The organism is Leucobacter sp. NPDC058333, assembly GCF_042726155.1.
Lineage (GTDB): Bacteria > Actinomycetota > Actinomycetes > Actinomycetales > Microbacteriaceae > Leucobacter.
Genome location: NZ_JBHXHV010000001.1, coordinates 1,315,095 through 1,338,681 on the forward strand (window position 1 = coordinate 1,315,095; position 23,587 = coordinate 1,338,681).

20 protein-coding genes are annotated in these 23,587 nt (G+C 65.8%); 16 read left to right on the forward strand and 4 right to left on the reverse strand.

The features are described from left to right. Window positions 1–2: 2 nt before the first annotated feature. Window positions 3–512, forward strand: a complete 510-nt coding sequence (gene ilvN / locus ACFWHR_RS06200; RefSeq protein ID WP_382447393.1) for an acetolactate synthase small subunit — start codon at window positions 3–5, stop codon at window positions 510–512. Window positions 513–557: 45 nt separating this feature from the next. Next, window positions 558–1,574, forward strand: coding sequence for a ketol-acid reductoisomerase (gene ilvC, locus ACFWHR_RS06205; protein WP_382447758.1), 1,017 nt, complete (start codon window positions 558–560; stop codon window positions 1,572–1,574). Between the two features lie 209 nt (window positions 1,575–1,783). On the opposite strand, the gene hrpB is transcribed toward ilvC, so the two are convergent. Further along, window positions 1,784–4,441, reverse strand: a complete 2,658-nt coding sequence (gene hrpB / locus ACFWHR_RS06210) for an ATP-dependent helicase HrpB (RefSeq protein ID WP_382447394.1) — start codon at window positions 4,439–4,441, stop codon at window positions 1,784–1,786. Between the two features lie 27 nt (window positions 4,442–4,468). After that, window positions 4,469–5,374: a hypothetical protein gene (locus ACFWHR_RS06215; protein ID WP_382447395.1), complete on the reverse strand. Its 906-nt coding sequence runs from the start codon at window positions 5,372–5,374 to the stop codon at window positions 4,469–4,471. Between the two features lie 96 nt (window positions 5,375–5,470). Between ACFWHR_RS06215 and ACFWHR_RS06220 the strand changes: the two genes are divergently transcribed. From ACFWHR_RS06220 to serA, 3 genes are all read left to right on the forward strand, one after another. Next, complete coding sequence (locus tag ACFWHR_RS06220; RefSeq protein ID WP_382447396.1) at window positions 5,471–6,016, forward strand: hypothetical protein; 546 nt, start codon at window positions 5,471–5,473, stop codon at window positions 6,014–6,016. A gap of 3 nt (window positions 6,017–6,019) precedes the next feature. Beyond that, window positions 6,020–6,340 (forward strand): hypothetical protein, encoded by a 321-nt coding sequence (locus ACFWHR_RS06225; protein ID WP_382447397.1) that lies wholly within the window; start codon window positions 6,020–6,022, stop codon window positions 6,338–6,340. 89 nt (window positions 6,341–6,429) lie between these two features. Further along, window positions 6,430–8,022, forward strand: a complete 1,593-nt coding sequence (gene serA, locus ACFWHR_RS06230; protein WP_382447398.1) for a phosphoglycerate dehydrogenase — start codon at window positions 6,430–6,432, stop codon at window positions 8,020–8,022. Between the two features lie 106 nt (window positions 8,023–8,128). On the opposite strand, the gene ACFWHR_RS06235 is transcribed toward serA, so the two are convergent. Next, window positions 8,129–8,794 carry a FadR/GntR family transcriptional regulator gene (locus ACFWHR_RS06235; RefSeq protein ID WP_382447399.1) on the reverse strand — a complete coding sequence of 222 codons (666 nt, stop codon included), beginning with the start codon at window positions 8,792–8,794 and terminating at the stop codon, window positions 8,129–8,131. Window positions 8,795–8,962: 168 nt separating this feature from the next. On the opposite strand from ACFWHR_RS06235, the gene ACFWHR_RS06240 reads away from it, so the two are divergent. The 3 genes from ACFWHR_RS06240 (at window position 8,963) to ACFWHR_RS06250 (ending at window position 14,058) form a co-directional block, all read left to right on the forward strand. After that, the gene (locus tag ACFWHR_RS06240) at window positions 8,963–10,477 is read left to right on the forward strand and encodes an amino acid permease (protein WP_382447400.1); all 1,515 of its coding nucleotides are present in this window, start codon (window positions 8,963–8,965) and stop codon (window positions 10,475–10,477) included. After that, complete coding sequence (locus ACFWHR_RS06245) at window positions 10,474–11,514, forward strand: asparaginase domain-containing protein (RefSeq protein ID WP_382447401.1); 1,041 nt, start codon at window positions 10,474–10,476, stop codon at window positions 11,512–11,514. Before ACFWHR_RS06240 ends, ACFWHR_RS06245 begins: the two co-directional genes overlap by 4 nt. Window positions 11,515–11,793: 279 nt before the next feature. Beyond that, window positions 11,794–14,058, forward strand: coding sequence for a polyribonucleotide nucleotidyltransferase (locus ACFWHR_RS06250; RefSeq protein ID WP_382447402.1), 2,265 nt, complete (start codon window positions 11,794–11,796; stop codon window positions 14,056–14,058). A gap of 202 nt (window positions 14,059–14,260) precedes the next feature. Here ACFWHR_RS06250 and ACFWHR_RS06255 read toward each other — a convergent pair whose 3' ends face one another. Continuing rightward, on the reverse strand, window positions 14,261–15,181 hold the full coding sequence (locus ACFWHR_RS06255; protein WP_382447403.1) for an endonuclease domain-containing protein: 921 nt from the start codon (window positions 15,179–15,181) through the stop codon (window positions 14,261–14,263). A 498-nt stretch (window positions 15,182–15,679) separates the two neighbouring features. On the opposite strand from ACFWHR_RS06255, the gene ACFWHR_RS06260 reads away from it, so the two are divergent. The 8 genes from ACFWHR_RS06260 to dapA all read left to right on the forward strand — a co-directional run bounded on the left by ACFWHR_RS06260 (window position 15,680) and on the right by dapA (window position 23,583). After that, complete coding sequence (locus ACFWHR_RS06260; protein ID WP_382447404.1) at window positions 15,680–17,071, forward strand: M16 family metallopeptidase; 1,392 nt, start codon at window positions 15,680–15,682, stop codon at window positions 17,069–17,071. A gap of 71 nt (window positions 17,072–17,142) precedes the next feature. Further along, the gene (dapB, locus tag ACFWHR_RS06265; RefSeq protein WP_382447405.1) at window positions 17,143–17,961 is read left to right on the forward strand and encodes a 4-hydroxy-tetrahydrodipicolinate reductase; all 819 of its coding nucleotides are present in this window, start codon (window positions 17,143–17,145) and stop codon (window positions 17,959–17,961) included. Further along, window positions 17,958–18,419: a hypothetical protein gene (locus tag ACFWHR_RS06270; protein WP_382447406.1), complete on the forward strand. Its 462-nt coding sequence runs from the start codon at window positions 17,958–17,960 to the stop codon at window positions 18,417–18,419. Before dapB ends, ACFWHR_RS06270 begins: the two co-directional genes overlap by 4 nt. Window positions 18,420–18,527: 108 nt before the next feature. Continuing rightward, window positions 18,528–20,126 (forward strand): APC family permease, encoded by a 1,599-nt coding sequence (locus tag ACFWHR_RS06275; protein WP_382447407.1) that lies wholly within the window; start codon window positions 18,528–18,530, stop codon window positions 20,124–20,126. A gap of 124 nt (window positions 20,127–20,250) precedes the next feature. Then, the gene (locus ACFWHR_RS06280) at window positions 20,251–21,240 is read left to right on the forward strand and encodes a GGDEF domain-containing protein (RefSeq protein ID WP_382447408.1); all 990 of its coding nucleotides are present in this window, start codon (window positions 20,251–20,253) and stop codon (window positions 21,238–21,240) included. Between the two features lie 10 nt (window positions 21,241–21,250). Continuing rightward, the gene (locus ACFWHR_RS06285) at window positions 21,251–22,060 is read left to right on the forward strand and encodes a thymidylate synthase (RefSeq protein WP_382447409.1); all 810 of its coding nucleotides are present in this window, start codon (window positions 21,251–21,253) and stop codon (window positions 22,058–22,060) included. A 13-nt stretch (window positions 22,061–22,073) separates the two neighbouring features. Continuing rightward, window positions 22,074–22,601 (forward strand): dihydrofolate reductase, encoded by a 528-nt coding sequence (locus ACFWHR_RS06290; RefSeq protein WP_382447410.1) that lies wholly within the window; start codon window positions 22,074–22,076, stop codon window positions 22,599–22,601. Between the two features lie 4 nt (window positions 22,602–22,605). Further along, entirely contained in the window at window positions 22,606–23,583 is a 978-nt protein-coding gene (gene dapA / locus ACFWHR_RS06295) for a 4-hydroxy-tetrahydrodipicolinate synthase (RefSeq protein ID WP_382447411.1), read from the forward strand. Window positions 23,584–23,587: the final 4 nt, after the last annotated feature.

A 23,587-nucleotide genomic window follows, 5' to 3' on the forward strand; every position in this document is an offset into this window, starting at 1 on the left:
CCATGAGCCGTCACGTTCTGAGCCTCCTCGTGGAGGACAAGCCGGGTCTGCTGACCCGCGTCGCCGGGCTGTTCGCTCGCCGCGGCTTCAACATTGAATCGCTCGCGGTGGGCCCGACCGAAATGCGCGGCCTCTCGCGCATCACCGTCGTCGTAGACCAAGACGAGATCCTGCTCGAACAGGTCACGAAGCAGCTCAACAAGCTCGTCAACGTGATCAAGATCGTCGAGCTCGAGGGCCCGACCTCGGTGCAGCGTGAGCACGTGCTCATCAAGGTTCGCGCTGATAACCAATCGCGATCCCACGTTCTCGAGGCCGTGAACCTCTTCCGCGCCAGGGTCGTCGACGTCGTTCCCGACGCGCTCACCATCGAGGTCACCGGAGACAGCGGCAAGATCGATGCCTTCTTGAAGGTGCTTGAGCCGTACGGCATCAAGGAGATCGCGCAGTCTGGCCTCATCGCGATGGGCCGCGGATCGAAATCGATCACCGAACGCGTGTTCAAAAACTAACTTTTTACGCACCACCACAACTAAGGAGAGTCCCCAGTGGCAGAGATGTACTACGACGCTGACGCCGATCTTTCGATCATCCAGGGCAAGAAGGTAGCCGTTGTCGGCTACGGCTCGCAGGGTCACGCGCACGCAATGAACCTGCGCGACTCGGGTGTTGAGGTCGTTATCGCCCTCAAGGAGGGCTCGAAGTCGATCGAGAAGGCCGAAGAGGCCGGGTTCGAGGTCAAGACCGTCGCCGACGCATCAGCATGGGCCGACGTCATCATGATCCTCGCGCCGGATCAGCACCAGCGCACGATCTTCAACGAGTCGATTAAGGATCAGCTGACCGAGGGTAAGACCCTCGCGTTCGCGCACGGATTCAACATCCGCTTCGGCTACATTGAGGCGCCCGCTGGCGTCGACGTGATCCTCGTCGCGCCCAAGGCTCCGGGTCACACCGTGCGCCGCGAGTTCGAGGCCGGCCGCGGCATCCCCGACATCATTGCCGTCGAGGTTGACGCTTCAGGCACCGCGTGGGACACGGCGAAGTCGTACGCGAAGGCGATTGGTGGCACCCGCGCCGGCGTCATCAAGACGACCTTCACCGAAGAGACCGAGACCGACCTGTTCGGCGAGCAGTCCGTCCTCTGCGGTGGCACCAGCCACCTCGTGCAGTACGGCTTCGAGGTGCTCACCGAGGCTGGCTACCAGCCCGAGATTGCCTACTTCGAGGTGCTCCACGAGCTGAAGCTCATTGTCGACCTGATGTGGGAGGGCGGCATTGCCAAGCAGCGCTGGTCGATCTCTGACACCGCTGAGTTCGGCGATTACGTTTCGGGCCCCCGCGTTATCGGGCCCGAGGTCAAGGAGCGCATGCAGGAGGTGCTCGCCGACATCCAGTCGGGTGCATTCGCCACGCGCTTCATCGAGGATCAGGACAAGGGCGGCCCCGAGTTCCAGGAGCTCCGCAAGAAGGAGGAGTCGCACCCGATCGAGACGACCGGTCGCGAACTCCGCAAGCTCTTCGCATGGCAGCAGACTGACGCCGACTACGTCGACGGTTCAGCCGCCCGCTAACTGAGCGAACGCAGAATGCCCACCGGCTCAGCCGGTGGGCATTCTGCGTTCTGGGCGGGCGCGCGGCGCCGCCCGCCCGCCCGCCCGCTGAGCACGAGGGTTTCCGCCGAGCACGAGGGTGAAACCGCGCAAAGTTCCCTCGGGTTCACGAACAACCCTCGCGCTCGGCGAGGTCCCGGGGCGCCGGGGCGCCGGGGCGCCGGGCGGCGTCAGCGGGGGCCGGCGGCCGCGCGCTTGGTGCGGGCCGTCGCCGGGGCTGTCCACGGGTCCTCGGGCCACGGGTGCTTCGGGTAGCGGCCGCGCATTTCTTTGCGCACCTGCTGATATGGCCCGTTCCAGAACGACTCGAGATCGTCGGTGACGGCGAGCGGTTTCCGCGCGGGGGAGAGCAAGTGGAAGAGCACCGGCACGCGGCCGCCAACGAGCCGCGGGGATCGCGCCAGTCCGAACACCTCCTGCAACTTCACCGCAACGACGGGTCTCAGCGAGTCGAGCTCGCCGCCCGCCTCGGCGTACGCGATGCGCGCGCTACCACCCGACGGTACTGTCAGTCGCTCCGGCACGAGTGCGTCGAGTTCTGCGGCCGCGGGCCACGGCAGCAGCCGCCGGAGCGCGGACGTGAGGTCGAGCGAGCGTAGCGCCGACCTGCCAGACGCGCGCCCGATGTCGGGACCCAGCCAGTCGTCGAGGCGATCGAGTAGCGAGGCGGCGTCCATCGCGGGCCAGGGGTCGCCAAGTTCGCGGTGGAGCAGCGCGAGTCGGCCCCGCAACGTTACCGCGGTTTCGCTCCAGTGCAACGACTCGAGCCCGTCATCCCGCACCATGCGCAGAATCGCGGGGCCGGTGTCACTCTGGGTCGCGGCAACGGGAGTTGAGGCGAGCAGGATCGCGCCCAAACTGCGTTCCTCTCGCACGTGAACGCGCCCGTCGCTGACACGTGCCTCACGCTTTTCGCCGCGGAGCATCGCGCCGTAGTGGAGCGCGGCAGCCTCTGTGAGTGGCGCAGCGAGGCGGATCACCGCCCCGGTTCCGTCCGCAGCGCGCCCGTCAGCTCGCTGTACCTCGCGCACCGCGATCCACTCGGAACTGAGCAGCGCGCTGCCCTCGGGAAGCGCTGCGCGCGTGCCGCTGGCAAGCAGATACGCACGCGAATCGTGGGACACCCGGCGCGCGATCCACTCCGGGCGCGACAGCGCCAGCACGATACCGGGCGCGTCGCCCGGCGCAACGCCCGGCGCATCTGCCCGCGCGGCACCCCGTACTCCGCCGCGTTCGGCCTCTGCGATCCTGCGCAGTCGCGTTGCCTCGCGCCGCCACCGGTCTGATCCCGTCGCACGGCCCGCACGAAGTTCGCGCAGCAGCAGTGGCAGATCGGCACCCGCTTCGCGGTGATCGGCCGACATCGCCGCGACGATCTCGGATGCGGTACCGGGGCTGCCGAGTTCGGCCGTGCCCGCGATGAGGGCGCGGGCTTCGCGCGCGCCGACCGGGAGCTGAACGACCCTCGACCCGAGCGGCGTGATGCTGCCGCTGGCGTCGACGAGTTCAAGCGCCTGCAACACCAGCTCGGCCTCCCGAATCGCTGCTTCCGGTGGTCGCGTGGGGAGCAGGAAGCCATCGCCCCGTGGCGTACCCCATGCGGCGAGCATCAGGGCCGCGTCGGTGAGTTCGGCCGCGGTTATCTCGGGCGCCGAATCCGCTGGCATGCGCACGAAGTCGGTTTCGGAGTAGGCGCGAACGGCGCGTCCGGGGCCGAGTCGCGCGGCGCGTCCGGCGCGCTGCACGGCGCTCGCGCGCGAGGCGCTGACGGTGACGAGCCCGGTCATGCTCCGTCCCTGGTCGCGCCGCACCTCGCGCGACAGCCCCGCGTCGACCACGAGTTGCACCCCGGGAACGGTGAGCGAGCTCTCGGCGAGCGAGGTACTCACGACGATGCGCGGCGGATCGCCCGGGCCCCGCCCGCGCACCGCGCGATCCTGGTCTCGTGCCGACATGCGGCCGTGGAGCGCGAGCACCTCGACGGCCCTCGTGCCCGAGGCCGGTACGCGGTCCCTGATCAGACTGACGACCTCATCGACCTCGCGGGCTCCCGGCACGAAGACCAGTGCATCGCAGCCGTCGCTGCGCTGCGCTGTCGCTGCGGTGCTGGCCACATGAGCGAGGAACGAGCGAGTGACGCCGCGCTCATCCAGGCGCTGGCGGTCATCGGGGGAGTAGTCGATGCGAAGCGGGTACAGCGCCGACGGGATCTCGACGATGGGCGCTGGGCTGCCGCCTGGGCTGCCACCTGAGCTGCCACCTGAGCTGCCGCCAGCTGCCCCGAGGAGATCGGCAATGCGTGCCGCCTCGAGCGTGGCCGACATCGCGATGACCAGCAAATCCTCGCGCAGCGCGCGGGCCTCAGCCAGCATGCCGAGCAGCAGATCGCTGTCGACGGAGCGTTCGTGCACCTCGTCGAGAATCACGGCGCCGACCCCGGGGAGCTCGGGGTCGCGGAGTAGCCGCCGCAGCAGCACCCCGGGGGTGAGCGCCTCGATGCGGTGGTCGGGGCCGAGCACACGTTCCCCGCGCACCGTGAAGCCGACGGCATCGCCGAGCGCCGTCCCGTCGAGCTGCGCGATACGCGACGCTGCCGCGCGCACGGCGACGCGGCGCGGTTGCGTGAGCAGCACGGTCGGGGATGCTGCTCCGCTGGGGCCATCGAGCAGGAGATTCGCTACGAGCGGCGGCACGAACGTCGTCTTCCCGGTGCCGGGCGGCGCGGTGACCACCATCGCGCCGGTACGCGCTGCCTGCTTTAGTGCGGCCCGCCCGTCGGCTACGACGAGCCCGGCGCCGATGGCGGTGAGGTCGAAGCGGTGCGGCATTGCTTCAGTCTAGGAGCGGCGTTGCGGCTACTCGGTAGGCGATTCGGTGCCCTCTGTGGGTGCGTCAGCCGGCGCATCGGCCGGTGCGTCATTGTTTTCCAGGACCGCGACATCGCCCGACAGTTCGGATTCGACGGCGTCGACCTGCTCCTCGGTGTAGCCGCAGTACTTCACTGCCTCGCTCTGCCAGCGCAGCGTGAGACGATCCTTGCCGCCGGCGTGGGCCGCGGCGACCGTGCCCCGATAGATCTGCCCATCGGCGGATTCCTTGTTGACGTCGGGCACGGTCTCGCACACGTGGAACACCGATCCGCCCTTCACCCAGAACACCTCGTCAACGCCCGTGAGCTTCTCAACGATGTTTGTCTCGGCCGCGTACTGCTCCTGCGAGGGAGACGTGAACGACGTACCGAAGATCGCGGCGACCAGCAGCACGACGATGCCAACGCCGCCCGCGAGGGCCTTCTGCTTGCCGTCCATGTTCTTGTTCGTGAAGATCAGAATGATGAGCGGCAAGAACGCGATGATGGCAATGATGGCGCCGAGCTGGTTCTGCACGAAGAAGCGCGTGCTGTCACTCCGCGACGCTGGATCAAGCCGGTTCGCCTGCTTCCAGAGCAGGGAACCGACAACCGACAGCACGCCGGTGACGACAATCGCGCCGATCAACAGCCACATATTGACCGGCACCTGCTTGAGAATCCAGAAGATAGCGAAGATCTCGATGCCGATGGCGACGGCCCACGCGGCAGCGGCGATCCAGCGCAGCCGAGTCGCTTTCCCCTTGGCCTCCGGTGTTGGAGTCCAGACCGGTTCGTCGGGTCCGCGGCCGCCGGCGCCGCGCGCCGCGGCCGATCCGCCGCCCGCTCGTGTCGACGAAGCGCCCTTGGGAGCCTCGACTCGAACGACCTTTTTCTTTGATGATTCGGCCATGGCCATCTCCCAGGGGTGTCGATTACGGCTCCCAGCATATCCACATGGAGGCCGCTCTCGGCAGTCTCAAAGTGAGCGAACGGATACCCTGGAGCCATGAAACACAAGCCGGGCCGCGCGTCACGGGAATCTCGGGAGAGCTCGCTCGTGAGCGGATGGACCGTCGAGGGCGAACCGGAGGTCGATCTGACACCCGGATCGCCGCAGCCAACCGGTGACCGGGTCCCATTGCCCGTCGACGGATCCGCGGAGGATTCCGCGAGCGATGCGGTTGACGAAGCGGGCGTCGTCGCCGACGCGCAGACGGAGGTCGGGGCGGGCGAGCCGCGGCCACAGATCTCAAACGGCGGCCTCGTCGTGCTCGGCGTCTTCGGTGGCCTCTATCTGCTGTATACCTGGGGCTGGTTCATCGTCGCGCAGGCGTACTCGGCCGTGAACGCGGTGACCGCGGCGGGCAGCGGCGTGATCGGCGGCGTGCTGCAGCAGGTCATTTTCTGGGCGGCGCCGCTCGCTCCGCCGCTGTGGTTCTTCCTGGCACTCGCCTTCAGTCGCGGGGGACGTACGAAGCGTCTCGCGATCCTGCTCGTGATCGGCGCCGTGGTACTCGTGCCTCTGCCGATGCTCATCGCGAGAGGGGCATAACCGATGACACAGCGTATTGCTGCCTGGGTAGTCGGTCTGTTGCTGTCGCTGCTGTACCTGTATGCGATAGTCGCCGGCATCGGGAACTTCGTCGGGGTCACCGGGCTCGGTGCGGCGCTCGGTACGGGGCTGAGCGGATCCGGCACTCTCTGGCTCATCGTGGGTGTGGCAATGCCGGCATTGGTGTTCATTGTCGCGTTGCTACTCGGGCGTCGGCGGGCAGCCGCTACGCGGCTGCTGCTGCTCGCCGCCGGGATAGCGCTCGTCGCGGCGTGGCAGATCGACATGATGCACGTCATTCCCGAGTCGTCATATTTCGCATAGCTCGAAGCTGTCGAGATCTGCGGGGCTAGACTGGTGACCTGCGTGCGCTGCGCGTATTTTCCTCGTTTTCAACCCGAAGGATTTGCTTGATGTCTGCGCCGGTCGTGCTGATCGCCGAACAACTTTCGCCCGCAACCATCGCCGCTCTCGGCCCCGACTTCGAGGTGGTGCACGTCGACGGTACTGACCGCGACGCGCTGCGCTCGGCGCTCGGCACCGCAGACGCAGTGCTGGTGCGCTCCGCCACTCAGATCGACGCGGAGGCGCTCAGTTGGGCGCCGCAGCTGAAGGTCATCGCCCGCGCCGGCGTGGGTCTCGACAACGTCGACATTAAGGCTGCGACGCAGGCCGGTGTGATGGTCGTCAACGCGCCGACCTCCAACATCATTAGCGCCGCTGAGCTGACCGTCGCGCACATCCTCGGGCTCGCTCGGCACCTGCCGCGTGCCCACGCCTCGCTGTCTGCGGGCGAATGGAAGCGGTCGTCGTTCACCGGCATCGAGCTGTTCGAAAAGACCGTCGGCATTATCGGGCTCGGCCGCATCGGTGCCCTCATTGCCGAGCGACTTCGCGGTTTCGGCGTCGACCTGATCGCATACGACCCCTACATTGCAGCGGCTCGTGCGCAGCAGCTGGGCGTGCAGCTCGTGTCGCTCGACGAACTCGTGAGCCGCGCTGACTTCCTGACAATTCACATGCCCCGCACCCCCGAGACGCTCGGCATGATCGGCGCGGAGCAGTTGCGCGCCATGAAGTCGACCGCCTACGTCGTGAACGTTGCACGCGGTGGGCTCATCGACGAGGATGCCCTCGCTGACGCCCTCGCTCAGGGTGAGATTGCGGGTGCCGCTCTTGACGTGTTCGTGCAGGAGCCCCCGGCCGACACCCGCCTGACCGGGTTGCCGAACGTCAACGTGACGCCCCACCTCGGCGCTTCGACCGATGAGGCTCAAGAGAAGGCGGGGGTGTCGGTTGCGAAATCGGTGCGGCTCGCACTCGCGGGTGATCTCGTGCCCGACGCGGTCAACCTTGCCGGTGGCGCAATCGATGAGTACGTGCGCCCGGGCCTTCCGCTCACCGAGAAGCTTGGCCAGGTGTTTGCTGGCCTCGCCGATGGTGCGATTGCGTCGGTCGACATCGAGGTGCACGGCGAACTCGCCGAGCACAATGTGCACGCGCTTCGCCTCGCGGGCCTCAAGGGGCTGTTCTCGAAGGTCGTCAGCGAGCCCGTCTCATACGTGAACGCGCCGCTGCTCGCTGAGCAGCGCAACATTGACGTACGGTTCACCGTCGATTCGCTCTCCGAGAGCTACCGCAACGTCATCACGATTCGCGGAGCGCTCACCGACGGTACGCCGATCTCGGTTTCTGGCACGCTGACCGGGCCCAAGCAGGTCGAGAAGATCGTTGAGATCAACGGCTACGAGGTCGAATTGCCGATCCCGGATCACTTGATCGTCTTCAGCTACGTCGACCGTCCCGGCATCGTCGCGACGTACGGTGGCGTGCTCGGTGAGGCCGGCGTGAATATCGCCGGTCTGCAGATTGCCCGCGACGAGAAGCACGGCACCGCGCTCTCAGTGCTCTCGGTGGACGCTCCCGTCGAAGAGGCTCTGATCGGCGCACTGCGCGGCGCCATCGGCGCTGAGAGCCTGCACACCATCAGCATCAACACGCTGTAGCACTGGCTGGGTGGGTGGGCGCGGGCATTGAGCCCGCGCCCACCTTTTGCTTGTTGCCCGGCTTCCTGCGCTACTTCCTGCTTCACCGGTTGCGCTACTTCGTGCGCTACCGGCCCGCGCGGATCGCCGACGCAACCGCGTCGATGTGCTGCAGCGCTGCGCGCTCGGCGCCGAGCCGGTCGCCAGCCTCAATGGCGGCGTAAATCTCGGCGTGCTCGACGTCTGAGTCGAGCTGTCGTGCCTGCGTGATGTTGAGAAACTCCGACTGCAGGTCGAGCGACCGGCGCATCGATGCTGTGATGCTGAGCAGCACCGAGTTGTGGCTCGCCTCAGCAACCAGGGTGTGAAAGTCGCGGTCGAGCCGCACCCACTCGTGTAGCACCGTCGTCTCCAGCATGCGGCCGAGCAGTCGCTGCATCGCCTCGAGCTGCACGTCGGTGCGCCGCTCCGCGGCGTGCCCGGCCGTCGGCACCTCGACGTGAATGCGCGCCTCCATCAGCTCGTCGGGGTCGAACCCGCCGAACTCAGACACGCCGGAGGGCGTCTTTGAGACGACGTACGTGCCACTGCCACTGCGCGTCTCCGTGAGACCGAGCGTTGAGCAGGCGTGGAGCGCTTCACGTACGACCGACCGACTGACCCCAAACTGCTTCGCGAGAGAGAGTTCGCCTGGAAGCCGATCGCCAGAGGTGATCGCGTCGTCGTCGATGAGATCGCGGATTGCGCGGAAGGCGGCCTCGGTCGCGCTGACGCGCTGTACGGGGGAGTGCATGAGTGACCTTTCGGGAGCGCAACGCGGGCTCGCAGGTCGAGTGTCGGCGTCGGCGCGGATCTACTGGGATAAGAATATTGAGTTTTTCCCTCATTCAGGTAATCTGTCTGACAGCCGGACAGGTTCGCGAGGGCGCGCCGCCGCTGACGCAGAGAAGGGTCACGACTCATGAACGACGAAGTTCTTTCGAATGAAGCGACGCCGACGGACTCACCCGTCGCTGTCGCGGCAGCGGTCGACCAGGGCGATGACGGGTATCACCGAGGGCTGAAGCGCCGTCACCTCACGATGATCGCGATCGGCGGTTCGATCGGAACCGGCCTATTCCTCGGCGCCAGCGGCCGCATGGAGATCGCCGGTCCTTCGCTCGCATTCGTCTACATCATTTGCGGCCTCTTCGCGTTTCTCGTGGTGCGGGCGCTGGGCGAGCTCGTGATGTACCGGCCGTCGTCGGGTGCATTTGTCTCGTACGCCCGCGAGTTCATGGGGGAGAAAGGTGCATACGCCGTTGGTTGGCTCTATTTTTTGAACTGGTCAACCACGGTCATCGCCGACATCACGGCGGTGGCGCTGTACATGCACTTCTGGGCAGTCTTCGTGCCCGTGCCGCAGTGGCTACTCGCGCTCATCGCACTCGCGATTGTCTTCGCTATGAACGTCGCGTCGGTGAAGCTGTTCGGTGAGATGGAGTACTGGTTCGCGATCATCAAGGTCGGTGCAATCGTCGCGTTCGGCGTCATCGGTATCTTCCTCGTAGTCACGCAGACGCCGGTCGACGGTCACACCCCTGGCTTCTCGCTCATCACCGACAATGGTGGCTTCTTCCCGAACGGCGTCGGAGCCATGTTCGTGATCGCTCTCGGTGTGGTCTTCGCATTCGGCGGCACTGAAATGGTGGGGGTCGCAGCGGGCGAGTCCGAGAATCCACGCGCGGCGATCCCGAAGGCCGTGAACTCGATTATGTGGCGCATCGTGCTGTTTTACGCCGGGTCGGTGATTCTCTTCACGCTGCTGCTGCCGTGGAACGCGTACTCGGGTTCGGAGAGCCCGTTCGTCACCGTCATGAACTCGATCGGCGTACCGTACGCGGGCGACATCATGAACGTCGTCGTGCTCACCGCGGCAATGTCGAGCCTGAACGCCGGCCTCTACGCGACCGGGCGCACGCTGCGCTCGATGGCGGTCGCGGGCACGGCGCCCGCCTTTGCGAAACGCTTGAACAAGGCCGGCGCTCCGTACGGTGGCATCATGATCACGGCTGCGATCGGCGTGCTCGGCGTCGGACTGAACTTCATCGTTCCCGCTCGCGCGTTCGACATCGTGCTAAACCTGGCGGGGATCGGCATTGTGGGCACCTGGGCATCGATCATGGTCTGCCACTGGCTGTACGTGCGGCGCACACGGCGCACCGGTGAGTCGAGGCCAAACTACCGTCTCCCGTTCGCGCCGGTCACCAACGCAGTCACCCTCGTCTTCTTAGTGCTGATCGTGGTGTTGATGGCGCTCGATGCTGCCGTGGGCCAGATCACGCTGCTTGTCTTCCTCGGTGTTGTGGTGCTCATGGTGCTGGGCTGGTTCATCGTGCGACGCCGGATCAACGCGTCAGCGTTCACCGCAGCGTTCGCGATCCCGGACGCAGCGCTTGAGCACGATGACCGGTCGCCCGGGCACAACGACCAGTGAGCGAGGAAGGCCGGCCGACCCGCCTGCTGCTGGTGTACTGCGGCGGCACATTCGGCATGCGCGACGCGGGCAACGGCCTCGCGGCGCAGGCGGATCTCCACGTTGAACTCGAAACGCTGATGCGGACCTCGTCGGCGCACCTTGGACAGGCGATCGCCTGGGAGCTCGTCGAGCCCGAACGCATCATCGATAGCGCCGAAGCCGGACACGGCACAGCGCTTGAGATCGCCGACATTATTCGCGAGCGGGTCGCCGCGGGCGAGACTCAGGGTGGGGGATTTCGGGGCGTGCTCGTGGTGCACGGTACCGACACACTTGCGCACAGCGCCGCCCAGACAGCATTCGCCGTCGCTGATCTCGCGATTCCGATCGTCTTCACTGGCGCTCAGCACCCGCTTGGTACCCCGGCCGGAGACGCGGAGGGGAACTTCGGCGATGCACTCGCCGAAGCAATGACGAGTGATACCGGCGGCGTGCGGATCGTCTTCGGCGGTGCGATTCTGCCCGCCGTCCGGGCCGTGAAGCGGTCGAGCGAGCAGTGCGACGCTTTTGTCGCGCGCCGCCCGTTGGTGGCCCCCGCTGCCGGAGTGAGTAATGAGCTCGCAAGCGCGCTCTCGCGCGCCGCCCGCGCGCCTGCACCCCGCATCGGCATGCTCACGATGGTTCCGGGGCTCCCGGCGGCTCTGCTCGCGACCGCACTCGAGGTGTTTCCGGATGGCCTCGTGCTCGAGTGCTACGGCGCGGGCACCGCGCCGCTCGTTCACTCCGCGGCGCTCTCTGTGCTGCGCGAAGCGCGGGACCGCGGAACGCCGGTGCTCGCCGTCACGCGGTGCGAGCACGGCGAGGTTGACCTCACACGCTACGCGGTCGGCGCGGCGCTCGCCGCGGTGGGCGTGATTGGGGGAGCGGATCTCACCGCCGAGGCCGCGATCGCGAAATTGCGGGCGCTTCGCCGTGCCGGGCTGTCGGGCGAGTGCCTCGAGCGTATGTTCGCTGCGAACCTGATCGGCGAGCAGCACGGCAATGCAGGGATCTGAACGCCGCGCGGCGGCACTGCGCGGTTGGAAGCTGGAGCGGCATGATCCTGCGCTTTGCCAGCCCCTGGTGCTATTCTGTGACTGCGGGCAACTGCCCGTGTCAACGAAGAACCGAGCACGCCGGCTGGCGGGCTGGTCTTCGGTGGTGGATCCCTCTGGTTTCGCGAGCAGCGCTGCGCAGGGTGGTCGTCTACTGAACATCAGCATCCGCGGTCGTCCGCAGCAGCAGGCTGCGCGATCCGACTGTCCGTCGCGTGCTCTCGTGAGTAAGGAGAACCCGTGGAGGGTCCTGAAATCAAGTTCGCCGAAGCTGTGCTCGACAATGGCACATTCGGCAAGCGCACCATCCGTTTCGAAACTGGCCGGCTCGCGCAGCAGGCCCAGGGCGCAGTCGCTGCGTACCTCGACGAGGAGACAATGCTCCTCTCGGCAACCAGCGCCTCGAAGCAGCCGAAGGATCACTTCGACTTCTTCCCGCTGACCATTGACGTCGAAGAGCGTTCGTACGCTGCGGGCAAGATCCCCGGCTCGTTCTTCCGTCGTGAGGGCCGCCCCTCGACCGAGGCGATCCTTGTTTGCCGCCTGATCGACCGCCCGCTGCGCCCCTCCTTCGTGAGTGGTCTGCGCAACGAGGTCCAGGTTGTTATCACCGTGCTGTCGATCGCCCCGGGCGAGTTCTACGATGCGCTGGCAATCAACGCTGCTTCCGCATCGACCCAGATCTCGGGCCTCCCGTTCTCTGGCCCGATCGCAGGCGTGCGCCTCGCCCTGATCGGTGATCAGTGGGTTGCATTCCCGAACGTCGAGCAGCTGAAGGACGCGGTCTTCGACCTCGTCGTGGCTGGCCGTGTTGTCACTGACAAGAACGGCAACGACGACGTCGCGATCATGATGGTCGAAGCTGAGGCCACTGAGCACAGCTGGGAGCTCATTCGCGGAGGCGCAACCAAGCCGAACGAGGCCGTTGTTGCAGCTGGTCTCGATGCGGCGAAGCCGTTCATCGCGCAGCTCTGCAAGGCTCAGTCCGAGCTCGCAGCGCAGTCGGCGAAGGAGATCGCGGACTACCCCGTCTTCCTCCCGTACACCGATGAGGTGCTCGCCGCGGTCGACGCGCTCGCACGCACTGAGCTTGCTCCGATCTACCAGATCGCTGACAAGCAGGAGCGCCAGAACGCTGACGACGCACTGAAGGCTCGCGTCAAGGAGGGCATCGCCGCGCAGGTCGAGGCCGGGACCCTTCCCGATTCGGCTAACGGCCAGGTTTCCGCCGCTTACAAGTCGGTCACCAAGGACATCGTGCGTAGCCGCGTGCTCACCGAGGGCGTCCGCATGGACGGTCGCGGCACGAGCGACATCCGCGCGCTCGACGCAGAGGTTCAGGTCATCCCGCGCGTGCACGGCTCCGCGATCTTCCAGCGCGGTGAGACCCAGATTCTGGGCGTCACCACGCTGAACATGCTGAAGATGGAGCAGCAGATTGACTCGCTGTCGCCGATCACCAGCAAGCGTTACCTGCACCACTACAACTTCCCGCCGTACTCGACCGGTGAGACCGGTCGCGTTGGTTCGCCCAAGCGTCGCGAGATCGGGCACGGCTTCCTGGCCGAGCGCGCACTCGTGCCGGTGCTGCCGAGCCGCGAGGACTTCCCCTACGCGATTCGCCAGGTCTCTGAGGCGCTGTCGTCGAACGGTTCCACCTCGATGGGATCTGTCTGCGCTTCGACCCTGTCGCTGCTGAACGCGGGCGTGCCGCTGCGCGCACCCGTCGCAGGCATCGCCATGGGCCTCGTCTCGGACGAGCACAATGGTGAGACCCGCTACGCCGCCCTCACCGACATTCTCGGTGCCGAGGACGCACTCGGCGACATGGACTTCAAGGTCGCTGGCACCTCCGAGTTCATCACCGCTATTCAGCTCGACACCAAGCTCGACGGCCTCCCCGCTGACGTGCTCAAGGGCGCGCTGACGCAGGCTCACGAGGCCCGCCTCACGATCCTGGGTGTGCTGAACCAAGCGATCGACGTCCCCGACGAGATGGCTCCGACCGCGCCCCGCGTGATCACGGTCAACATCCCGGTCGACAAGATCGGTGAGCTGATCGGCCCCAAGGGCAAGACGATCAACGGCATCCAGGATCAGACTGGCGCTGACATCTCCATCGACGATGACGGCACCGTCTACATCGGCGCGACCGACGGCCCGGCAGCTGAGGCTGCTCGTGCGCAGGTCAACGCGATCGCCAACCCGCAGAACCCCGAGGTGGGCGAGCAGTACCTGGGTACGGTCGTGAAGAACGCCGCGTTCGGTGCGTTCATTTCGCTGCTCCCGGGCAAGGACGGCCTGCTGCACATCTCTGAGGTGCGCAAGCTCGCTGGCGGAAAGCGCATCGAGAGCGTTGACGACGTGCTGTCTGTCGGTCAGAAGATCCTCGTGAAGATCACGAAGACCGATGATCGCGGCAAGCTCTCGCTCGAGCCCGTGCTCGAGGAGCAGGCAGCTGCTGCTCCCGCTGAGGGCGCCGTAGAGGCTCCCGCAGCAGAGTAACCGCTCAGCTCGACACCGATGCCCGCCGGGCCCCGCTTCTCGCGGGACCCGGCGGGCATCGCTGGTTCTGGGCCGCGTGCACCGGGCACCACCTACCGCCGCGTGTGAGCCGCCCCCAACCCGCCTGGAGGCGACAGAAACTCTGCCTAAAAGGCTCGTTTCGGCGGACATTCTGTCGCCTGCGGGATGCGTGCGCACGCTCTCACTCCTCGCTGACACGTTCAGCAGCGTCAATTGCGGCGAGAAGCTCGCGGATGAGCGCCGTCGGATTGCGCAGGTCGTGTGACGTGACCCTGAACACTCGCCATCCGGCGGCCTCCATCGCACGAACTCGCGTGATGTCGCGCCTGGCCTGCTCTACCGCATCACTGCCGAAGTGATACGCCCCTTCGTACTCGATCGCGATCTTGAGGGCCGGGTACCCGAGATCGGCGTGAAGAGTCCGACCGGCGACGCGCACAGGACACTGAATCGTTGGTTCAGGCAGCCCGGCGTCTGCGAGTACTAGCCGCAGCTCGCTCTCGGCCGGTGACTCGGCGCCAACTCGAATGAGCGGCAAAATCTCTCGGCGAAGTTCAGTGCCGTTCGTACCGGCAAACCTCGCAGCCGCCGCAACAAGCCCGCGTCGTGTTGATGGAGGCCTGTCGAAGCGCGACACGCCTGATATCGCCCAGTCTCCCGCGGCGAGTAACTCGGCGCGGCCCGCGACCTGGGCGAGGAGGCACCACGTATCCGGAATACTCGGGAGCCACGGAGACGTCTCGGGTATTCGGCCGAGCGCTCCAGGGCGAAGTTGGTGTCCAGTCGTTTGCGGTCGTCGCAACGGCCGGGAGGGGCGGATAGCCCCGAGCTCGATGCGATCGTCGCTCGTGCGGGCAACCGGCATCGCGTGCATGCGCGCAGCAGTTCGTCGCGTAAAGAACTGGCCGCGATGCAGCTTGAGTGCGAGCCCGAGGTACAGCTTCGATGTCGCGGGCAGGTTGTGCTGCCGCATGACGACACCGTGTATCGGTCGCTCGACGTCAGCGGCGTGTAACCGCCACCGGGGTGTGCCCGCGGCGAGGAGATCGTGAACTGTTTTCGGGTCGGCTGTGAGGTGGGGGATCGGGGAGAGTTTCCGCATGCCGAAAGCCTGACGAGGATCGAAAAGTGGCGCCTACAGTTTCCACAGACCCGTGCGAGAAACGACCGTGCAAGCGAGCCGCTGTGGATAACTCGGCGCCCGAGATCACCGATCCTCCCCGTCCCGCCCGTTCCGCCCGTCCCGCCCGTCCCGTCCGTTCCGCCCGTTCCGCCCGTCCCTTCCCCCCCCCCTGGAGGCGACAAAAACTCCGCCCATAAACCCGTTTTAGGCGGAGTTTCTGTCGCCACCAGGCGCGGTTCGGGCCCCGCGATTCATGGAGGCGACAGAAACTCCGGGGATAACCGGGTTTTAAGCGGAGTTTCTGTCGCCTCCAGGGGCGGGCCGGAGCGGAGCGGGCCGGAGCGGGCCGGAACGGAGCGGGCGGAGCGGCGGGTGGCCGGAGCGGCGGAGCACGGCGGAGCGGGCCGAAGCCGGGTCCGGGGGACCGGGGCACCCCACCGAGCACACCACCGGCACCGAGGGCCTAGGCTGAGACGCATGCGTGAACCGATCCAACTGCCCCTCGATCAAGCCGAACTGTCTGCCGATTTGGGAGGCGGGCTGGTGCGGCGCACCGTGCATCCGAGCGGGCTCCGTGTGCTGACCGAGCGCATGCCGGGCGCACGCAGCGCGTCGATCGGATTCTGGATTGGCGTTGGCTCGCGCGACGAACAGGCTGAGCGCCCCGACGCCCCCGGCAGCTTGGGGTCGACGCACTTTCTTGAGCACCTGCTGTTCAAGGGGACTCCGACGCGCGACGCGTTCACAATTGCCACCGAATTCGATCGGATTGGCGCCGAGCACAATGCGCTCACCGCGAAGGAGTACACCTGCTATTACGCGAAGGTGCGCGACGTTGACCTCGACGTCGCCGTCACGATGCTGAGCGACATGGTCGCGAACTCGGTGCTCGACGGTGAAGAGTTCGAGACAGAGCGCGGGGTGATCCTCGAGGAGCTCGCAATGGCGGCCGACGATCTCGCCGACGTTGCCAACGAGCGGTTCTTCGAGGCAGTGCTCGGCGAGCACCCGCTCGGTCGTCCGATTGGCGGCTGGCCCGAGACAATCAAGGAAGCGAACCGCGCAGACGTCGATCGGCACTACCGCGATCGGTACGATCCGTCGACGCTCGTGGTGACCGCCGCCGGAGCAGTTGATCACGACAAGCTCGTCGCCCAAATCGTGGCAGCGCTCAACGCATCGCCCGAGACCCGCTGGCACACGGACGGCAGCGCCGCGCCGGTGCGCCGCACGCAGCTGGTCGACACGGCTGTGCGCGAGGCCGCGTCGCTCGATTCGGCCATGACCGCGGAGCCCCGCGTGCAGATCACCGAGCGTCCCTCAGAGCAGTTGAATCTGCTGATCGGCACGCACGGCTTCAGCGCGAACGATCCGCACCGCTTCGCTTACGGCATCATGAACTCGGTGCTCGGAGGCGGCATGTCGAGCCGGCTATTCCAGGAGATTCGCGAGAAGCGCGGGCTCGCGTACACTGCCTATTCGTTTGGCGCGAGCTACTCTGACTCGGGGTTGTTCGCGATGTACGCGGGAACGGCTCCAGAGAAGGCCGCCGACGTCATTGAGCTCAGCCGCGTCGAGCTGCGCAAGCTCGCCGATACTGAAATCTCCGCTGATGAGCTTGAGCGCGCGCTCGGTCAAATCGCCGGATCGACAGCGCTCGCACTCGAGGACTCCGACACCCGGATGGGGCGACTCGCGCGCGCCGAACTCGGCAGTGGCGAGCTGTTCGACCTCGATACCTCGCTTGAACGCTTCGCCGCGGTGACTCCCGCCGACATTCGCGAGGTCGCGGGTATTCTCGCCGCCCGGCCACTCACGGTGGTCGCGGTGGGCGACGCCTCGCGTTCATCGCTGTCGGCGCACGGCTGAGCGAGGACGGGCGCGGGATCCCCGCCCACGACCGCGTCATTCCCCCGCTCCGCGAGCGGTACCCTGGGAGCATGACGATTCGTGTAGCGGTCTCGGGTTCGACGGGCCGGCTCGGCCGGTTGGTGTGCGAGGTCATTGACGAGCACCCGGGTTTCGAACTGGCGGCGCGCCTGCGCAGTACCTCGAGCCCCGAGGAGGGCGCAGACGCGGCGGTATTGTTCGACGTCAGCCACCCCGATGCATCGCCCGAGCTCGTCGATCGCGCGCTCGCGCATGGCCAGCAGGTTATCGTTGGCACGAGCGGCTGGTCGGCGGAGCGCCTCGCGACGCTCGAGACGAAGCTCAATGGGGCTCCCGAACGCGGCGTGATCGTGGTGCCGAACTTCTCGCTCGGATCGGTCCTCGGTACAACGCTCGCGCGCATCGCGGCACCATTTTTCGATGCGGCAGAGATTATTGAAGCGCACCATCCTGGCAAGGTTGATTCGCCGAGCGGTACCGCGGTGCGCACCGCTGAAGTGATGGCCGAGGCGCGCGGTGGTAAGCCAATCGCGGCGCCGTTTGCTGAGCAGCCCGCGCGCGGTGAGCTCGTCGCTGGGATCCCGGTGCACAGCCTGCGACTCGCCGGCGTTGTCGCTAAGCAGGAGGTGCGTTTCGGCGGCCCGGGCGAAGTGCTCACGATCACCCACGACACCCACTCCAACGAGGCATACCGGGCGGGAGTGCGGGCAGCGCTCGAAGCGATCGTCGACGCGCGCGGCCTCACCGTCGGCCTCGACGCGATACTCGGCCTGGGTAATCTCGCCTCAGCCAGCTCAGCCAGCTCAGCCAGCTCAGCCAGCTCAGCCAGCTCAGCCAGCTCAGCCGCCGCGAACGGCGGCAATCGATGAACGCCCGCACCCGCGCGATCATAGGCGTGTCCATCATGAGCGCCGTGCTGGTGCTCTACTTCGTGTTCGTCGGTATCCGCGCGATCGCGCTGCTCGGTTCGGGTGACGTGATCGCCGTAATCATGGGCATCGCAATGATCGTGTTGCCGTTGATCGGTGCGTGGGCGTTGATGCGCGAGATCCTGTTCGGTAGCCAGGCGACGCGTCTCGCCGACCGTCTCGAAGCCGAGGGCGCGCTCCCCGAGGAACCGGTGTCCACGCGACCATCTGGCAGGCCGGATCGCGCTGACGCCGATGCGGCGTTTCCGCGATACCGCGACGCGGTCGAAGCGGAGCCTGAATCGTGGCGTGCATGGATGCGTCTCGGAATTGTCTACGACGCGTGCGGGGATCGGAAGCGCGCCCGTGGCGCGATCCGTCAAGCGATCGCGTTTGAACGGCAGGATCTTCGGGCATAGCTTCCGCGTTTCGTGAATCTTTGGCAGAGTGCATAGACTCGATGCCCGGGCCGCCACGACCGGAACTTTCTGGCATGCGCAATGATGCCCTCAGTCTGGAAAGGTGACATGGCGAAGTACGATCTCAACGCCCCGGAACCCGCGACGCGGACGCTCGACTCCGTCAGCGGCATCAGCAAGAAGGGGCTCCCGTCTGGCACTGTGGGCGTGCTCGGAGCGCTCGTGATCGGACTCTCGGTGTGTGCCCCCGCGTACACGCTCACGGCGGCGATCGGTCCGGCGGCGAGCGAGGTCGGCTATCAGACCCCGGCGATCTTCCTGATGGGCTTCATCCCGATGCTGCTCGTCGCGCTCGGCTACCGGGCGCTGAACGCCGCGATGCCCGATTCCGGCACCTCGTTCACCTGGGCAACCCGGGCGTTCGGCCCGTGGGTCGGCTGGATGGCGGGTTGGGGGCTCGTCGCTGCAACCGTGCTCGTGCTGTCGAACCTCGCGGGCATCGCCGTCGAATTCCTGTTTCAGTCGATCGCGATCATGGTCAACGATCCCTCGATCGCGGACATCGCCGACAACAAGTTCATCAATATTGCTGTCTGCCTCGGCTTCATGGCACTCGCGACCCTCATCTCGTATCGTGGCATGACCTCGACGAAGGTGTTCCAGTACATCACCGTCATCTTCCAGATGGGCGTGATGGTGTGGTTTATCGTCGCCATGTTCGTGGGCGCGGGTGATCCCGCCAACGTCGAGGGCAAGATGCCCGAGCTGTCGTGGTTTAACCCGTTCGAAGTCAGTAGCTTCAGCGCATTTGCAGCCGGCATTGCCGTATCGATCTTCGTGTACTGGGGTTGGGACACGGTGCTCACTATGGGCGAGGAAACAAAGCCCTCCAAGGGTCGCCTGTCGACCGAGAGCAAGGCCGCGATGATTCTCGTCGGCATCCTCGTTGTGCTCTACGTCGGCACCGCTACGGCGACCGTCGCGTTTGCGGGCGTGGGTGATGGCCCGACCGGCCTTGGCAACTCGGCGATCGTTGAGAACGTTTTCGCCGCCCTCGCACATCCCGTGATGGGACCCGCGGCGATCCTGCTCTCGCTCGCGATTCTCGTGAGCGCGATGGCGTCAATTAACTCGACCGCGATTTCGCCCGCGCGCACGCTGCTCGCCATGTCTCACTACCGCGCGCTGCCGCCAGCCATCAAGCGCGTGCATCCGAAGTACAAGTCGCCGCACGTCGCGCTCCTGCTGTCGTCGCTCGTCGCATCGGTGTTCTATGCGGTAATGCGCTTCATCAGCGAGGACGTGCTGTGGGACACCATCACGGCGCTCGGCATGATGGTCTGCTTCTACTACGGGATCACGGCGCTCGCGAGCCCGTGGTACTTCCGCAAGACGGCTGTGCGCGAGGGCGTCGGGGCCGTGATTTCAAAGATGGTGCTGCCGGGTATCGGCGGGCTGCTACTGCTCGTTGTGTTCGTAAAGACCACGGTTGATGCAATGAGCCCGGATGCCGGATCAGGCAGCCACTTGTTCGGGGTCGGCCTCGTCGGCATTATCGGCGTCGCCGTGCTCGGTATCGGCGTCATTCTGATGTTTGTGCAGGCGAAGTCGTCGCCCGAGTTCTTTAGCGGACGCGTGCTGTCGCGGGTGGATGCGTCGTCAGACACGTCGGCGATGCCGGTGTTCGACGATGGGCTCGGCTCCTAAGGCAGTCGACTCGTCGCCAGGTTCAGAGTCATCTGAGATCTCGCAAGCTTCACGCAATTCGCCGCTACCCGTGCGTTTTTGAGCACGATGACGTAGGCTCGGTGGTTCTGAGAGCGGGTGGGTCATGGGGGCGATGTTCGGGGCGATTTTCGCGCGCCAGAACGACAGGTCGGTCGCGACCGCCGCGTTCTTCGCATCGGGCATGATTTTCTCCGCCGCGAACTCGACGGTGTTTCTGCCCGCGGGTGATGTGCGCCCCGACCTCATCGCCGTGTCGATCGTGTGCCTGGTTGCGTGCGTCGCAGTGCTCATCGCGGGTAACCGGTTCCCGACGCGCGCAGCTGGCACACTGATGACCATCGCGCTGATCATTGTCGTGCCGTCTGTGCTGATCTCGCCGAACGCGGTCAGGGCTCTGAACACAGCGGTACTGTTCGGGCCGTTCTTTCTCTACCTCGTCTGGTTCATGCCGATGTGGTTCGCGCGCGTGCTCGGATATTCGTGGATCGTGCTCGTCGATGTGCTGATTCTGTTGAAGTTCGGCCCCTCGGTCGCGTCTGTGCTGATGACTATCACGGTGACCGGACTGGTGCTCGGTGAGTTGATCGGCGAATTCAAGCGACGGCTCGAGCGCACATCGATCACTGATCCGCTCTGCGACGTCTGGAACCCGCGCGGGTTCAGGCGACTGCTCGATCGCGCTGTTGCGTCGTCACTGCGCAGCGGTAAACCACTTACGATGCTGTACCTCGATCTGGACGACTTCAAGCAGGTCAACGATCGCAAGGGACACATCGAGGGCGATCGCGTGTTGCAGCAGTTCTCTCGAAGCATGCAGGAGCGATCTCGACCGCAAGACATTTTCGCCCGATTCGGTGGAGATGAATTTGTGCTGCTGCTCGTTGACGCCGACGCCTCTCTCGCGCGTTCGATCGCCGAGCGCATGCACGAGGAAGTCGCGCTGCCGCGGTGGTCGTACGGCATTGCGGAGTGGGAGCCGGGCGAGTCTTCCGATGACTTCATTTCGCGAGCGGACTTTGAGATGCTCGGTTCGAAACGTGAACGCAAGGGCAACTCGCGTCAACCAGCCAGCCGTGCAGCAGAGCCGCGATAGACTGCTCGCTGTGAGTGCAAACGCGATCCTGACCCCCTATGAAGACCTGCTGCGCGAGGTATACGAGCACGGTACGGCGAAGTCGGATCGCACCGGTACGGGCACCCGGAGCCTGTTTGGGCGCCAGATCCGCTTTGACCTGGCCGAGTCGTTTCCGCTGATTACGACGAAGCGTGTCCACTTCAAGTCCGTCGCGATTGAACTGCTGTGGTTTTTGCGTGGCGAGGGCAACACAGCCTTCTTGAAAGAGCACGACGTCAGCATTTGGGACGAGTGGGCAGACGACAACGGCGACCTCGGCCCGGTGTATGGCGTGCAGTGGCGCTCGTGGCCGACGCCGTCTGGGGAGCACATCGACCAGATCGCGAACGTCATCGAGCAGTTGCGCTCAAACCCGGACTCGCGTCGCATCATTGTGTCGGCTTGGAACGTGGCCGACCTCGATGACATGGCGCTCGCGCCGTGCCACGCCTTTTTTCAGTTCTACGTTGCAGATGGCAAGCTCTCGTGCCAGCTATATCAGCGCTCCGCCGACATGTTCCTCGGGGTTCCCTTCAATATCGCGTCGTACGCGCTGCTCACGCTGATGGTTGCGCAGCAGACCGGTCTTGAGCCGGGCGAATTCGTGTGGACCGGCGGCGACTGCCACATCTACGACAACCATGTTGAGCAGGTTGAGCGCCAGCTCGCGCGTGACGCGTTCCCGTACCCGAAGATCGAGATTCGTCAGGCCGCGTCCATTCTCGACTACACGCTCGATGACTTCGAGGTCGTGGGGTACGAGCACCACCCCGGCATCAAGGCACCGGTCGCCGTCTAACATGCTGCTCGGAATGATCTGGGCTGAGGCCCACGGTGGCGCCATTGGCCGCGATGGCGACATGCCCTGGCGCCTGCCAGAGGATGCCGCTTTCTTCAAGCAGCAGACGCTCGGGGCTCCCGTCATTATGGGACGGGCCACATGGGAGTCACTGCCCGAGCGATTTCGCCCGCTGCCGGGGCGGCCAAACATCGTGGTGACCCGTAATGCGGCGTTCGACGCTCCTGGCGCCTCGGTGGTCCCGTCCCTCGAGCAGGCGCTTGCAATGTTCACGGGCCCCGAGGGCACGGCTGAGGCGCAGGATCGCGTGTGGATCATGGGCGGTGGCCAGCTGTACCGCGCAGGGATGCCCCTCGCTGACGAACTCGTCGTGACGAAGATCGAACTCGATGTTCCAGACGCCGATACTTTTGCGCCCGAGATCGGCCCGGGGTGGACCCTCGTCGACCCGGGAACCCGCGAAACGTCGCGCACCGGGCTCGAGTATCGGTTCGAGCGGTGGCGCCGAGAGCGCTCGCCGGGGGATCGTCAGGTAGCCTAGTCACGTGGCACACGCAGAGAATCCTTTCGGTCAGGTCCTCGTCGCACTCATCACGCCGTTCCAGGCTGACGGTGAAGTGGATTGGGCTGCGACCGAGAAGCACATCGACGACTGCATCTCCAGTGGGGCAGACGGCATCGTGGTCACCGGCACGACCGGTGAGACGAGCACGCTGACCGACCCCGAGAAGCTCAAGCTCGTCGAGGTCGCAAAGTCGGTCTCGAGCGGTCGCGCGAAAATCATCACCGGCGGTGGCTCGAACGAAACTGCGCACGCTATTGAGCTGTACCGCGCCAGCGAAAAGGCCGGTGCTGACGGCGTAATGATCGTCACCCCCTACTACAACAAGCCCACGCAGGCGGGTCTGCTCACGCACTTCCGCATGGTCGCTGACGCGACGGACCTGCCCGTCATTTTGTACGACATTCCCGGTCGCACCGGCGTGCCGATCAAGTACGAGACGATTTTGCGGCTCGCAAAGCACCCGAACATTCTCGCGGTGAAAGACGCCAAGGGCGATTTCAGCGAGGTCAGTCGGGTGCTGAATCAGACCGACCTGATGTACTTCTCGGGCGACGATGCCAACGTGCTGCCGCACCTGTCGATCGGGGCTACCGGTCTCATCGGTGTGACGGCGAACGTAGCCGCTGCCCCGTACCGCGCCATTATCGACGCAGTGAACGCGGGAGACCTGCACACTGCGCGCGCCGTGCATCAGCAGCTTGAGCCGCTCGTGCGCGCGGTCATGACCCACGTTCCCGGCACCGTCGCCGCGAAGTACATCCTGCACGGCCTCGGCCGTATCGGAAGCCCGCGCGTGCGCTTGCCGCTCGTGGGCCCAGAAGAGTGGGAAGCCGCCCTCATCGAGGACGAACTCGCGCTCATCACCGACGCCCCCGGCGTCGACTTGTCAAACTTCAGGCCGGACCGCAACGCGGCTGCCGGCGGTGCCCTGCCCCAGATTGCAGGCACCACCCGCTAATAAC

Excerpts from the sequence above, each read along its gene's own strand:
- ilvN (WP_382447393.1), top strand. The coding sequence starts at position 3 with ATGAGCCGTCACGTTCTGAGCCTCCTCGTGGAGGACAAGCCGGGTCTG.
- ACFWHR_RS06260 (WP_382447404.1), top strand. The coding sequence starts at position 15,680 with ATGCGTGAACCGATCCAACTGCCCCTCGATCAAGCCGAACTGTCTGCC.
- ACFWHR_RS06255 (WP_382447403.1), bottom strand. The coding sequence starts at position 15,181 with ATGCGGAAACTCTCCCCGATCCCCCACCTCACAGCCGACCCGAAAACA.
- ACFWHR_RS06240 (WP_382447400.1), top strand. The coding sequence starts at position 8,963 with ATGAACGACGAAGTTCTTTCGAATGAAGCGACGCCGACGGACTCACCC.
- serA (WP_382447398.1), top strand. The coding sequence starts at position 6,430 with ATGTCTGCGCCGGTCGTGCTGATCGCCGAACAACTTTCGCCCGCAACC.
- ACFWHR_RS06235 (WP_382447399.1), bottom strand. The coding sequence starts at position 8,794 with ATGCACTCCCCCGTACAGCGCGTCAGCGCGACCGAGGCCGCCTTCCGC.
- ACFWHR_RS06220 (WP_382447396.1), top strand. The coding sequence starts at position 5,471 with ATGAAACACAAGCCGGGCCGCGCGTCACGGGAATCTCGGGAGAGCTCG.
- ACFWHR_RS06225 (WP_382447397.1), top strand. The coding sequence starts at position 6,020 with ATGACACAGCGTATTGCTGCCTGGGTAGTCGGTCTGTTGCTGTCGCTG.
- dapB (WP_382447405.1), top strand. The coding sequence starts at position 17,143 with ATGACGATTCGTGTAGCGGTCTCGGGTTCGACGGGCCGGCTCGGCCGG.
- ACFWHR_RS06270 (WP_382447406.1), top strand. The coding sequence starts at position 17,958 with ATGAACGCCCGCACCCGCGCGATCATAGGCGTGTCCATCATGAGCGCC.
- ilvC (WP_382447758.1), top strand. The coding sequence starts at position 558 with ATGTACTACGACGCTGACGCCGATCTTTCGATCATCCAGGGCAAGAAG.
- ACFWHR_RS06290 (WP_382447410.1), top strand. The coding sequence starts at position 22,074 with ATGATCTGGGCTGAGGCCCACGGTGGCGCCATTGGCCGCGATGGCGAC.
- ACFWHR_RS06280 (WP_382447408.1), top strand. The coding sequence starts at position 20,251 with ATGGGGGCGATGTTCGGGGCGATTTTCGCGCGCCAGAACGACAGGTCG.
- ACFWHR_RS06215 (WP_382447395.1), bottom strand. The coding sequence starts at position 5,374 with ATGGCCGAATCATCAAAGAAAAAGGTCGTTCGAGTCGAGGCTCCCAAG.
- hrpB (WP_382447394.1), bottom strand. The coding sequence starts at position 4,441 with ATGCCGCACCGCTTCGACCTCACCGCCATCGGCGCCGGGCTCGTCGTA.
- ACFWHR_RS06275 (WP_382447407.1), top strand. The coding sequence starts at position 18,528 with ATGGCGAAGTACGATCTCAACGCCCCGGAACCCGCGACGCGGACGCTC.